This is a genomic window from Pontibacter pamirensis (genome assembly GCF_010015475.1).
GTDB classification, from domain to species: Bacteria; Bacteroidota; Bacteroidia; order Cytophagales; family Hymenobacteraceae; genus Pontibacter; species Pontibacter pamirensis.
This window is the reverse complement of the sequence record NZ_SSNI01000004.1, coordinates 131,173-144,895: the sequence shown is the minus strand read 5'-3', so window position 1 is coordinate 144,895 and position 13,723 is coordinate 131,173. Positions and strand designations below refer to the sequence as shown.

Annotated in this window: 10 protein-coding genes; all 10 read left to right on the top strand. The window is 46.7% G+C overall.

Annotated features, from left to right (window positions below):
• The first annotated feature begins 3 nt into the window (after positions 1–3).
• Positions 4–4,569 (top strand): translocation/assembly module TamB domain-containing protein, encoded by a 4,566-nt coding sequence (locus tag E1919_RS05830; RefSeq protein WP_162052418.1) that lies wholly within the window; start codon positions 4–6, stop codon positions 4,567–4,569.
• Between the two features lie 102 nt (positions 4,570–4,671).
• Positions 4,672–5,568, top strand: a complete 897-nt coding sequence (locus E1919_RS05825) for a cell division protein FtsX (protein ID WP_162052417.1) — start codon at positions 4,672–4,674, stop codon at positions 5,566–5,568.
• Positions 5,569–5,571: 3 nt separating this feature from the next.
• On the top strand, positions 5,572–5,790 hold the full coding sequence (locus tag E1919_RS05820) for a DUF3098 domain-containing protein (RefSeq protein WP_162052416.1): 219 nt from the start codon (positions 5,572–5,574) through the stop codon (positions 5,788–5,790).
• A complete protein-coding gene (locus E1919_RS05815) occupies positions 5,791–6,624 on the top strand; it encodes an undecaprenyl-diphosphate phosphatase (RefSeq protein WP_162052415.1) in 834 nt (277 codons plus the stop codon).
• A gap of 2 nt (positions 6,625–6,626) precedes the next feature.
• Positions 6,627–7,322, top strand: coding sequence for a tRNA pseudouridine(55) synthase TruB (gene truB, locus E1919_RS05810; protein ID WP_162052414.1), 696 nt, complete (start codon positions 6,627–6,629; stop codon positions 7,320–7,322).
• Positions 7,306–8,238, top strand: coding sequence for a bifunctional riboflavin kinase/FAD synthetase (locus E1919_RS05805; RefSeq protein WP_162052413.1), 933 nt, complete (start codon positions 7,306–7,308; stop codon positions 8,236–8,238). The genes truB and E1919_RS05805 overlap by 17 nt, the downstream gene beginning before the upstream one ends.
• Positions 8,239–8,475: 237 nt before the next feature.
• The gene (locus tag E1919_RS05800) at positions 8,476–10,356 is read left to right on the top strand and encodes a TIGR00341 family protein (protein WP_162052412.1); all 1,881 of its coding nucleotides are present in this window, start codon (positions 8,476–8,478) and stop codon (positions 10,354–10,356) included.
• Positions 10,357–10,557: 201 nt separating this feature from the next.
• Positions 10,558–11,256 (top strand): CoA transferase subunit A, encoded by a 699-nt coding sequence (locus E1919_RS05795; RefSeq protein WP_162052411.1) that lies wholly within the window; start codon positions 10,558–10,560, stop codon positions 11,254–11,256.
• 14 nt (positions 11,257–11,270) lie between these two features.
• On the top strand, positions 11,271–11,927 hold the full coding sequence (locus tag E1919_RS05790; protein ID WP_162052410.1) for a 3-oxoacid CoA-transferase subunit B: 657 nt from the start codon (positions 11,271–11,273) through the stop codon (positions 11,925–11,927).
• Positions 11,928–12,097: 170 nt separating this feature from the next.
• Positions 12,098–13,648: a bifunctional GNAT family N-acetyltransferase/carbon-nitrogen hydrolase family protein gene (locus tag E1919_RS05785; protein WP_162052409.1), complete on the top strand. Its 1,551-nt coding sequence runs from the start codon at positions 12,098–12,100 to the stop codon at positions 13,646–13,648.
• Positions 13,649–13,723 lie beyond the last annotated feature (75 nt).

Sequence of the window (13,723 nt, the reverse complement as noted above, 5' to 3'; positions counted from 1 at the left end):
CTTTTGGAAAAAGAACAGTCAACAAATTACCCCAAAGTTATAGGAAAAGCTATTCTAAAAATAGTTTTAGGCCTTATCCTGTTCCTTTTGTTGCTGTTTGCGGTTGTTTTTGTGGCCATTCGTTTTCCGGGTGTTCAGACAAGAGTCGCGCAGCGGGTTGCTGCTTATATTTCAGAAACGGTAGACCATGAAGTTACTATTGGGCGGGTAGATATCAGCTTCTTCAGTAACGTGGTGCTGGAAAAAGTAAGGGTACTGGATTATCTTGACAACGAGCTTCTATACATTGGCAGAGCCGAAGCGGACATAGATGCCTTTTCTATTTTCAACCCGAATAGCCTTACTATAAATACACTGGAGCTAGAGCAGCCACGAGCTAACTTAGTTGTATATGAAGGAACTGACTCGCTAAACCTGAACACATTCTTTAATGCGCTGGGGAATCTTTTCACTAAAGACACAACGCAGCAAACATCAGAGCCATTCAACTTTGCATTAAACGAATTAATCGTGAAGAACGGGCGCTTCACGTATGATGATTTTAACGAACCGCGCGCTGATTATGGCATAGACTATGCTCATATGACCTTCGATAAGGTTTCCGGCAGATTCAGCCAGATACAACTGGAGGATACTATCCAGGTACGCATTCAAGATTTAACCGCCATTGAAACACGGTCAAACACGCAGCTGCACAACCTCGACACCCGCATGACCTATGCCCCTACCTTCTGGGAGTGGGACGATCTGGATCTGCAGTTAAACCAGAGCAACCTACAGCACTATGTGCGCTTCGACTATAACGAGATCGGAGACTTTAGTAATTTCATTGACAGCGTAACCATAACCGGAAACCTGCAGGACACCCGCATTTACTCAAAGGACATCGCCACTTTTGCCCCGCAGCTGCAGGAATACAATGAAAATCTGCTGGTTAACTCGCTTGAGCTAAAGGGGAAAGTGAACAACTTCTCAGCCACCAACGTGGACCTGGAGTATGGGGAGAACACGCATATTGTAGGAAGCATCAGTGCAGATGGTCTGCCCAATTTTGAAGAGACATTTGCCAACCTGCGCCTGCAAACCTCTACCATCAATGCCAGTGACATCAGGCAATTTCTACCACAGGACACTTATGAAGTAGCCGCCCGTTTAGGCACAGTTAGCCTGGAAGGCCGTTTCCTAGGATTTTATAACGACTTTGTAGCAAACGGAGATTTTAGAACAGCTTTAGGCAACCTGAAATCCGACATCAACCTGAAAATTGACGACAACACCCGTTCCTCCTCCTACAATGGTTATGTAACAACAAACGGTTTCAATATCGGCCGCTTGTTAGATGCCGAAGATCAGATTCGTAGAATCTCTATGAGTGGCCGATTAGAAGGTTCGGGCTTTACCATGCAGGATGCCATCCTGAAAGTGAATGCTACCATAAACCAAGTGCAGCTGTTAGATTACAACTACCAGAATCTTACAGCAAACGGCACGCTCCGCAACCAGACATTTGTGGGGCAGGTAGCTGTGAACGACCCCAATCTGGTTTTGCAGGCAGATGGTGAGGTGAACCTTGCCAGCGGACAAAGGTCCTTTAACATGCTGGCTGACCTGGAACGCGTGGATCTCCAGGCACTTAACCTGTCACCGGAACCTCTGGTAATCAGTGCCCGTGCAAACCTGGATTTCCAGGGCTTAAGCCTGGATACATTTGAGGGAACAGCACGCTTCGATAGCGCCCAGATAGCCTATAAAGAAAACCAACTCGCCCTAGACTCGGTGCTGATTCAGTCAGATATTGCAGAAGGCACGAGAAGCCTATTCCTGAACTCTGACCTGCTGGCGCTGCTCGTAACCGGCAACTTTGACTATACGACACTGACCAAAGATTTGGAAAACATGATACAGGAGTACCATCTGAACTTTGAAAGCGACGATGCTGCGACTGCTACTTATTACAGTCGCAAGTCAACTGATGGCTCAAACGAGTATGCTTTGACGTATAATCTGAACCTGAAGGAGGCAAATCCTATCCTCGACTTGTTTCTGCCGGAACTGGAAATTTCAGATAACGCTACCGTTGAGGGTTCCTTCCGGCATGGCCCCACTGTCATTTTTGAGATGTATGCCGACATAGACACCATGCTGTACAATGACTATGCCCTCTATGGGAACAGCATAGAATTAAACACCTCAAAGCTTCAGCAAAACTTCGATGTGTTGGCGGCAGCCTTGTTCACGTCTCAAAGGCAGGAGCTGCCAGGGGCTGGTACAACGGAAGATTTTTTTGTGGAGGGCATCTGGAACGAGCGCACCATTGATTTCTCAACTGCCATCCGGCAGCCAGAGCAAAACAACCTTGCAGTGATAACGGGAGACCTGAACTTCCTGCAGAACCAGATCCAGATAGTCTTTGATCAGTCAAATATTACGCTACAGCAAAACGCCTGGGCGTTCGTGCCAGGAAACACCCTCTATATAAGCGAAGGAGGCCGACAGCTGGAGTTTGAGAATTTTGCGCTTACAAATCAGGAACAGGTTATAAGGGCCGAGGGGGCAATCTCAGATGACCCGGAAAGCAGGCTCTTGCTGAACGTAGAGAACTTCCAGCTAAACAACCTGAACCCGCTAATTTCCATGCAGTTAGCAGGAGAGCTAACTGCAGAAGTGGTGGCGCAGGATATATATAACCGTTCTTTGTTAGCAGCTGACATGCATGTTGACTCCTTTTACCTTGACCAGGTGTACATTGGCAACATAGTTGGCAACACCAATTGGAGCAATGCTTTGCAAAGGGCCGAAGTTGATATAGGAATTCAGCGTGATAATAAAAAAGTGCTGTCCGTAACAGGCAACTATAACCCGCAGGCACCGGAAGACCAGTTGGATTTATTAGCCGTAATGGATCAGGCAAACCTGAAACTGGTAGAACCTGTGCTCAATACGCTGCTTTCTGACCTGGAGGGTACCATGGAGGGGCGCATCAGGATTTTAGGCTCACTCGATTATCCTGTTTTAAAAGGTTCTGTCATGGTCAGTAACGGGCATTTCACCTTCGACTACCTGAACACGACCTACCGCTTTACTGACAGAATCTATTTTGGACCAAACAGCATCAGCTTCCGGAATGCGCAGCTGCGGGATATATACGGCAACAGCGCAACGGTAACAGGTGGTATCGCCCACGATGGCTTTACCAACATGGTGATTGACCTGAACGCGCGCTACACCAATTTTATGGTACTGAACACCAGCGAGGCGCAGAACGAGCTCTTCTATGGTACTGCCTTTGCCACAGGCACGGCCACTGTGCTGGGCCCGGTAGAGAACCTAGATATCAACGTGAACGCGCGCAGCGAAGAGAACACACGTATCGTGCTGCCCCTAGACTATCAAACGGATGTGGCCCGAAAAGACTTTATCAGGTTTGTGAACAAGGCAGCTTCCGACAGTGCCAGTGTGAATATAGAAACTGAAGAACAGGGTGTTAACCTCTCTGGCATCAACATGAACTTTGAGCTTGATGTAACCGATGACGCTTACTTCGAGATTATTATTGACCGCACCACCGGGGATGTTATCCGTGGCTCAGGCAATGGCGAGATCCGTATGACGATTGACACACGGGGGGAATTTCATATGTATGGCGGCTTCGAAATTACAGAAGGCGCTTACAACCTGAAACTGCTGGAAGGTTTGGTTACAAAAGAGTTTGCGGTAGTGCCAGGTGGCACGATTACCTGGAACGGGGACCCAGTGAACGGTGTAATGGATATTACAGCGCATTACACCCAGATGGCCTCCCTCAGTAGCCTCGCAACTTCTACAATGGATAACTCTGCAATGGTGGGGCGTTACCCTGTGATCGCCGTAATTGAACTGACTGGGCCGCTGCTGTCACCGGAGATTGACCTCGACCTGAGCTTTGATGAGGTGCCCCAGAATATTCTGGCCCAACCCGAGCTTCTAGGTACAGTCAATGCCATAAAAAATGACCCAAGTGAATTGAACCGCCAGGTATTCAGTCTGCTCGTCCTGCAAAGGCTGTCGCCTACAGGGGCTTTGGCTTTTGATGGTGGTGTTGGCGCTGGTGCCGTTGGGGGTAGTCTGGGAAGTTTACTTTCAGGCCAGCTGAACAACCTGCTTAGCACCATCGACAGTAACCTTCAAATAGACATCGGTCTGGATGGTATTGGGCAGAGCCAGCTTGCTTCTTTACAGTTGCGACTGAGTTACTCTTTCTTTAACGGGCGCCTGCGCCTGACAAATGAAACAGGTATCGGCGGAGTCCGGGATGAAGCAGGAGGAGGCAGTACCGCTTATATCGGCGACTGGACACTGGATTACTACATCTCGCAAAGCGGGGAGCTAAGGGCAAGGCTTGAATATAGCACCACGCCCGACATTACCGGCCGTATCAGGAAAAGCCAGAGCGTGAGTGTGCTGCATACCAAGCGCTTTAATAGCCTCAGCGAACTGTTTGGCAGTAACAGGCGGGAGCGGCGCCTGCGTGAACAGGAAATGGAGCGCGACCGCATTATACTTGATTCTGACCCCAGACTGGAGCTATAACACAAAAGCCACCAATTAATTTGGCGGCTTTTGTGTTTACAGGTTCTAAACTACCTGCATATTTCAATTATATTTCTAATTTTGCGATGGAAGGCTTCAGGTATGGCAACAAAAGTAAAACACGTCAAGAAAAAGAAATTAGGCAATTACCCGCACACCATGGTGGTGTTCAGTATTTCGCTTGCCCTGTTTGTCATCGGTTTGTTTGGCTTGTTACTCATACACGCGGGCAAGCTGTCAGAGCGGGTGAAAGAAAGCATCGAGATGCAGGTGTATTTAGACCGCAACCTGACAGAGGTACAGTTGGTGCGCTTACAAAAAACGTTTGCTGCCAAAGAATACATCGCCTACCAGAATGATACGGCCCAGGTGCGTTTTATATCGAAGGAAGAAGGCGCAAAAGCTTTCTTAGACGAAACAGGAGAAGACTTTATGGAGTTTCTGGGAGACAACCCGCTTCGTGATGCCTATGTACTGCGTATTGATGCTGAAAGCTCCAGTTCCCCTGCACTGAAAAGCATTAAACTGGACCTGGAGGATATAGAGGGTGTTTACGAAGTGCAGTACGTCGAAAGCCTGATAGAATCCATCAACAGCAACATTCAGAAAATTAGCATCGTGTTGCTATCCTTCGCTGCTATTCTGGTGCTGGTAGTTATAATTTTGATCAATAATACGATTAAGCTGGCGCTTTATTCGCAGCGGTTCCTGATAAGGAGCATGCAGTTGGTGGGTGCAACATCATATTTTATTCAGCGTCCGTTTCTGAACCGGGCCATTTGGCAGGGCATTATGAGCGGCATTATAGCTTCGGCACTGCTGTTTGCCCTGATGCAGTATGCGTACCATGAGGTTGCCGAACTGCAGCTGCTACGTGATGAGGAACAGACATATATTTTGATGGGAGCCCTGGTAATCATAGGTTTGATTATCGGCTTTATGAGCTCTTACAGAGCGGTGCGCAGATACCTGCGCCTTACATTAGACGAACTATATTGAGAAATGGAAGAAAACAAACCTCTCCTTGCCTTTGGCAGTAAAAATTACATCCTGATGCTCGTGGGTATTGCCCTGCTGGTAATCGGCTTTTTTGTGATGACATTAGACACCGAACCCTATGGGCTTGGCTTCTTAGGCATTACACTGGGGCCAATGATTGTTTTGGCAGGCTTCGCAGTTGAATTGTTTGCCATCATGGCTAAGGATAAAGCACAGAAATAAATGAGTATTTGGCAGGCTATTATTTTAGCCATTGTTGAAGGTCTTACCGAATTCTTACCAATTTCTTCTACGGGGCACATGATCATCGCCTCCAGCCTGATGGGTATAAATGAACTCCCAATTACCAAGATCTTCGAAATAAACATTCAGTTTGGAGCTATACTGTCAGTGGTAGTGCTGTACTGGCGCCGTTTCCTCCAGAACTTTGTCTTTTACAAGAAATTGCTGCTTGCCTTTTTGCCTGCAGCAGTTATTGGCTTTGCTCTGAACAATGTAATCGATGCCATGCTTGAGAGCGTTGTTTTAACAGCAATTATGCTGGTGTTGGGTGGCATTGTGCTTCTGTACGTAGACAAATGGTTCAAGTACGCTGTTGATAATACCGTTACTTATAAAAGCGCCCTTATCATCGGCTTTTTCCAGTGCATCGCCATGATTCCTGGTGTATCAAGGTCGGCGGCCTCTATTATAGGCGGTATGTCACAGGGCATCAACCGTAAGGCTGCCGCTGAATTCTCGTTCTTCCTGGCTGTTCCCACCATGCTTGCCGCTGCTTCTTATAAGTTCGTCACTGACCTGCTGGGGCTGGAACTATCAGACTTTATTAAGCTCGACTTCGTAAAGATTCAGAGCAGCTTTGCGGTGATACAGCCTAATGATGTGAAGCTCCTGTTAATTGGCAACTTTGTAGCCTTTGTTGTGGCGATGCTGGCTATCCGCTTTTTTATCAGCTTCCTGACAAAGTACGGCTTCAAGATGTTTGGCTATTACCGTATTGCTCTGGGTGTGGTGCTGTTGACACTACTGGCAATGGGTTTTGATTTAAAAGTATAAAAATGGAATACGATTTTGCCGCTGGCGAAATACTGCTTATAAACAAGCCACTGGACTGGACATCATTCGATGTGGTGAAGAAAGTGCGGAACACGATACGGGTGAAGAAGGTGGGCCACGCTGGCACGCTGGATCCCCTCGCCTCCGGCTTGCTCATACTTTGCACCGGCAAATACACCAAGCGCATTGATGAGATACAAGGGCAGGAAAAAGAATATACCGGCACTATACGTTTAGGTGAGATAACCCCCTCTTACGACCAGGAAACGGAAGTAACGGAAACAAAAGACATCAGCCACATTACAGAAGAGTCAGTTAAAGCAGCTGCTGCAGAATTTGTAGGTACCATTGAACAGGTGCCTCCCATTTATTCTGCTGTGCAGGTAAACGGCAAAAGAGCGTATGATTTGGCGCGGCAAGGAAAATCAGCTGAACTGAAGCCACGTACCATCACTATTAAAGCTTTTAATGTTACAGCCATGGAAGGTGCAGAAGTACAATTCCGGGTTATATGCAGCAAAGGAACATACATCAGAAGCCTTGCGCACGATCTGGGGCAGAACTTAGGCTGCGGTGCCCATCTATCATCTCTCGTCCGCACCCGTATAGGAGATTACCTTCTGAAAGACGCCTTAACAATCGAAGACATACAGGAAATCAGGAAAAAGCAAATAGCAGCGGATGAAAGTAATTCGTGAAATAAACGATTTCCCGCAACTTAGCTATCCTGTTGTAACCAGCGGCACTTTTGATGGCGTGCATATTGGCCATCAGAAAATCCTGAAACGCGTACAGGAGTGTGCCCGCCAGAATAACGGAAAGAGTGTAGTCATAACCTACTGGCCACACCCACGCCTCGTGCTTTTTCCAGAGGATAACGACCTGATGCTGCTTTCCACTATTGAGGAGCGCATAGAACATCTTCGCGATTTCGGCATCGATTATTTACTCATCGTGCCATTCACCAAAGAATTCGCCCGTACCAGTTCCCGTAAATTCATCACAGACGTGCTCGTGCGGACTATCAACACCAAAGTACTGGTGATAGGATACGATCATCGTTTTGGTAAAAACCGAGAAGGAAGCTTCGAAAATCTAAAGGCGCGCTCCGCACAGTATGGGTTTGAGGTAGAGGAAATTCCACGCCAGGATATAGATGACATCGGCGTAAGCTCCACTAAAATACGACGGGCTTTAGAGGATGGCGACGTAGAGACAGCGAACCGTTATTTAGGCCGCTACTACACACTTACTTCTGCGGTGGTGGAAGGTAATAAACTGGGTCGCACCATTGGCTACCCTACCGCTAACTTAGCACATCCCGCAAACCACAAGCTCATACCAGCCAACGGCGTTTATGCTGTATGGGTAAGATTAGGGGAGGCAACGTATGGTGGCATGATGAATATCGGCCTCCGCCCTACTGTAGACGGAAAGCAGATGACATTAGAGGTGCACATCCTTGAATTTGACCAGGAGATTTATGGTCAGTCTTTAACTGTGGAATTTGTAAAGCTGCTGCGCAAAGAGCAGAAGTTTGACGGTTTGGATGCACTGAAGGCACAGTTGGTAAAAGATAAAGAAGAGATACAGCAGGTACTACGGCTTCAGTAGTAAAAACATAAGTTGACGTATAACAGAGGGCGGCCACATAGATGGTTGCCCTTTTTTTGTGCATAGCACAATAAAAGGGTTAAATAGATCAACTGAAAACAGCATAGCAGCCGTATAGAAATATTTTTCATGTTGCCGCTGTGGCAAGATTACATGTGGCAGCCGCAGCCGGAAACTACATAGAACAGCATCTCGCAGCAAGGACGTGAAAAAAGTAAAATTATCATCAAACCTTGCATGAAGGACACACTACTTCTTTACGACCCGCAGGAGCAGCAAATTGTTGACGATAGAATTATACCTGAACTGGGAGCCTTTGCCCTGAAAGTCGTGCCATACAGTCAGAACTTGGCCAGTGTTGCCTCAGGGAGCAACATCATCATCTATCTGAGCGATGAACAGTTAGGAGAACTGGTTCCAGGTATAGTGGGAAGTAACTGCACCCTGGCCTTCCTCCCTCATCCTGGTATGAAAGAGGCACGGCAGGGCTACGGCATCTCCGACAGTTTGCAGCAGGCCATAGAGGACATTGAAAACAAAAAGAAAGGAATAAAGGCTGACTTGCTGCTATGCAATGGTCGTCCTGTCTTTAACCGGGTAATCATAGGCAATAGCCTGAGCCTGATGTCTGGCAGCGTCTCTAAAAACAGCTTCAAATCTTTTTTTGAAAAACTGGCAGGTACTTTAAAAGGAAGTAAAGCCCTTATTCCGCTCCCATTTACTATTATCACAACAGATAAACCGCCTCTTACAACAGCAGCTATTGGCATTATAGCGGTTTTACATAGCAAAAACACACTCCTCTCCCGTAAACTCTTCAGCCGTTCTTTTATCAATGACGGCAGCATGCATGTCCTTATTTTAGCACCGAGAAGCGCCATTGGGTTACTGCGGTTTTATATAAAGTCGCTGTTTGAAAGTAAAAATAAACAAAAACTACCTTCCTTTATCGGCCACATAAAAACAAACACTATTACAATTAATGTCTCTGAACCAGTAGATTTCTCGTTGGACAATAGCCTTATGAGTGCAAAAGGAATTGAGCTTCTGGTAAGCGAAGAAGCCTTTATGGTGATTCCAGGGCGTAATCTGAACGTGGATGAGCATGCAGGAGAACCCAGTGAAATGTACCGCATTAACCTTCTGCCTAAAGGAGAAGCCTATCTTCAGGAAATAGTTGGTAAGCCCTTATCACTGCTATACCATGCATCCACTGAAGAATTCAAGGACTTGTTTAAGGTGCTCCGTGATAATTCGAAAGTGAGCAGCTCTTTTTTAACATTGATGGTTTTATCAACATTGCTGGCTACTTTAGGGCTTTTTTCTAATTCCTCACCCGTAATAATTGGCGCTATGATTCTTGCTCCTTTAATGGCACCTATCATCTCTCTGTCGATGGGGGTGTTGCGTCAGGAGAAAAAGTTAATGATAAACAGTGTAAAAACAATTGGCTATGGACTGTTGCTGAGTTACCTGGCAGCAATTTTTCTCACGTTGCTCACCCCATTGCACACGCTAAACGAAGAAATAACGGCTCGCATAAGGCCTAACCTGCTGGACCTTGGAGTAGCTATTATTTCAGGTATAGCCGGTGCTTACGCACATGCCCGTGAGGAAGTAGCCAAAACACTCGCAGGGGTTGCCATTGCAGTAGCACTGGTTCCGCCGCTGGCAGTGTCTGGCATTGGCATAGGCTGGGGCGAATGGCAGGTTTTCTTTGGTGCTATGCTACTGTTCCTAACTAACTTGGCAGGTATAGTGTTAGCCGGCGCTGTCACTTTCATGCTACTAGGTTTCAGCCCTTTTCAACTGGCCCGTAAAGGACTGTTTGTATCCTTGATACTGGTGGCCCTAATCAGCTTTCCGTTAGGTCTTGGTTTTAACAGCATGGTGCGGGAGCGCCAGATTGCACAAGCCCTGACTCAATACAAGGTAGGTGATATCACTATTAAAGACGTTACGGTGATACGGGGCGCAAAACCAATGTTGATCAGTGTAAAACTAGTGGCGAAGGAACCTGTTACAACTGAAGACCTGGAGAGGGTGAAACAAGCTATTCAGAGCAGAATAAACCAGGAGGAAGTTCAACTTGAAATACTCGTAAGTATTCGCCGCTAAGTACAGCAGCAGAAAGTGATACATGAAATAGCCTGAGCTACTTTACAGCTACATTCTTCAGTCTCCATATTCATCCTTGTGCGATGCAAACAGAGATTTCACCTGATACAAAACCTATTTCACCCAAAAAACGAAGTATTATATGTTTCATATGGCTTTTTTTATATATAAATTACCTTCAACAACCACTGCTCTTAAACTATGATAAATAAAACAGTAGCAAATGCGCAGCAGGCGCTGCAAGGCGTGCAGGATGGGATGACGCTCATGCTAGGCGGCTTTGGCCTTTGTGGCATTCCTGAAAACTCAATTCAGGAGTTGCTCCGCCTGGGTATAAAAAACCTTACCTGTATTTCTAATAATGCCGGTGTAGATGATTTCGGCATAGGTCTTTTGCTCCAGCAGCACCAGGTTAAAAAGATGATATCAAGCTATGTCGGCGAGAATGCCGAGTTCGAACGGCAGCTTTTATCTGGCGAACTGGAGGTTGATCTGATCCCACAGGGTACACTGGCAGAACGTATTCGTGCCGGTGGTGCTGGTATTCCTGCTTTCTTCACTCCTGCTGGCTTCGGCACAGAGGTAGGCGAAGGCAAAGAAACAAGGGAGTTTAATGGCAAAATGTACCTGATGGAGAGTTGGCTGCGGTCAGATTTCTCTTTTGTAAAAGCTTGGAAAGGGGATACTGCCGGTAATCTCATCTATAAAGGTACAGCCCGCAACTTTAACCCTATGATGGCCACCGCCGGCAAAATAACAGTGGCAGAAGTAGAGGAACTGGTACCCGCGGGCGAACTTGATCCAAACATGATTCACACCCCCGGCATCTTTGTACAGCGCATCTTCGAGGGCAAGGATTATGAGAAACGCATTGAACAACGTACAGTCAGAACTGCTTAATCAGAAAGAAAATTATGGGTTTAGATAAACACGGAATAGCGAAACGCATTGCAAAAGAAGTAAAAAACGGCATGTACGTAAACTTGGGCATTGGTATACCAACGCTTGTGGCCAATTATCTGCCTGAAGGCATTGAAGTTGTGCTGCAGTCAGAGAATGGGTTACTGGGCATGGGGCCCTTCCCTACTGAAGAGCAGGTGGATGCAGATATGATTAACGCTGGGAAACAAACTATCACCACCCTGCCCGGATCAGCTATCTTCAATTCGGCAGAAAGCTTTGCCATGATACGTGGTGAACACGTAGATTTGACTATTCTTGGAGCCATGGAGGTATCAGAAAAAGGCGATATTGCCAACTGGAAAATACCGGGAAAGATGGTGAAAGGCATGGGCGGGGCCATGGACCTGGTGGCATCGGCCAAAAATATTATCGTGGCCATGCAGCATACTGCCCGCGACGGCTCCTCCAAGCTTCTGAAAGAGTGTACGCTGCCGATAACCGGGGTAGACTGTGTAAAGAAAATAGTGACCGATTTAGCCGTTTTAGAAGTAGTAGATGGTGGTTTTAAACTGCTGGAGCGCGCGCCGGGTGTGAGCGTGGAAGACATCAAAGCTGCCACAGCCGGTAACCTCATTGTAGAGGGCGATGTTCCGGAGATACAGGTATAGTAAACCACTACAGAAGCAGTACATTAAAAAGCGCAGCCAGAACCTGCGCTTTTTTGTTTAATTTTACATGCCGGTCTATTGCACTATAAATTGCTCCGGTTATATTATATCAAAACAATACTTGCTGCACGTATACAGGTACAACAAGTAAAAGAGACATAATCCCACACATGAGCGAAAAAAACGAAACAAGTTCAGAACATAGATTGCTACTCCGCCAGTTGGAGCTAAAAGATTACAAAGAAGTTAAAGAAATCATGAACCTGGTTTACCGCAACATAGACGGAGCCTGGACACGCAAAGAGTTCTCTAACCTGTTAAAGCAGTTTCCGGACGGACAGATATGTATTGAAGATAACGGAACTGTTGTAGCAGCAGCCCTAAGTCTAATTATTGATTATGACAAGTACGGCGACAAACACACCTATGAGCAAATCATAGACAACGGCACATTTAAATCACATGACCCAGATGGTGCTACGCTCTACGGCATTGACGTATTTGTGCACCCTGAATACCGGAACCTGCGTTTAGGCCGTCGTTTGTATGATGCCCGGAAAGAAATATGCGAGAACCTGAACCTGCGCGGTATCATAGCCGGAGGCCGCATTCCAGGTTATAAAGACTATGCTGATAAGCTGACGCCCGCCAAGTACATCGAGATGGTGCGCAATAAAGAGCTCTCTGACCCGGTACTTTCTTTCCAGCTCAGCAACGGCTTTCACGTGCGTAAGATTCTGAAAAACTACCTGCCTGACGACAAAGAATCACGTTCATATGCCACTCTGTTAGAGTGGATTAACGTGTATTACGAGGAAAAGGAAGAGATTATAGGTGGCCGGAAAACCGTGGTGCGCATCGGTATTGTGCAGTGGCAGATGCGCGCTGTGAAAGACCTGGAAGATTTTATGCAGCAGGTAGAGTTCTTCGTTGATACTGTGAGTTCCTATAAATCTGACATCGTGGTATTTCCTGAGTTCTTCAACGCGCCGCTAATGGCACTCACAAATGAGGAATCTCCTTCTGAGGCTATTCGAAGTATGGCGGAATATACTGAAGAAATTCGCGAACGGATGATTCATCTTGCACTTTCTTATAACATTAACATCATTGCCGGCAGTATGCCGGAGTATTACGATAACAAGCTGTACAATGTAAGCTACCTCTGCCGCCGCGACGGCACTTATGATGCTCAATATAAGCTACACGTCACGCCGGATGAATCACATTACTGGGGTATGCGCGGAGGCCATAAGCTCAAGATTTTTGATACAGACATCGGTAAAATCGGAATCTTAATCTGCTATGATGTTGAGTTCCCTGAGTTGGCCCGCATGCTATCTGACATGGACATGAAAATCCTTTTTGTTCCCTTCTGGACGGATACGAAGAACGCTTACCTACGGGTGCGCCTCTGTTCCCAAGCTCGTGCTATCGAAAACGAGTGCTATGTAGCCATTACGGGTAGCGTGGGTAACCTTCCAAAAGTTGAGAACATGGATATCCAGTACTCCCAGTCAGCCGTTTTCTCCCCTTCAGATTTCGCTTTTCCACACGATGCAGTGATAGCTGAGGCGACTCCAAACACAGAGATGACGCTAATAGCTGATCTGGACCTGGACCTGCTGAAAGACCTGAATGCCGCCGGTAGCGTCCGCAACCTGAAAGACCGCCGCAAGGATTTGTATAACCTGAGCTGGGTGACAAGGAAGGAGGAATAAAAGAGCCATTATCATAACCAAAGAAGCCGCTGTTATAAGACAGCGGCTTCTTTGGTTATGATATTATTTATCAAT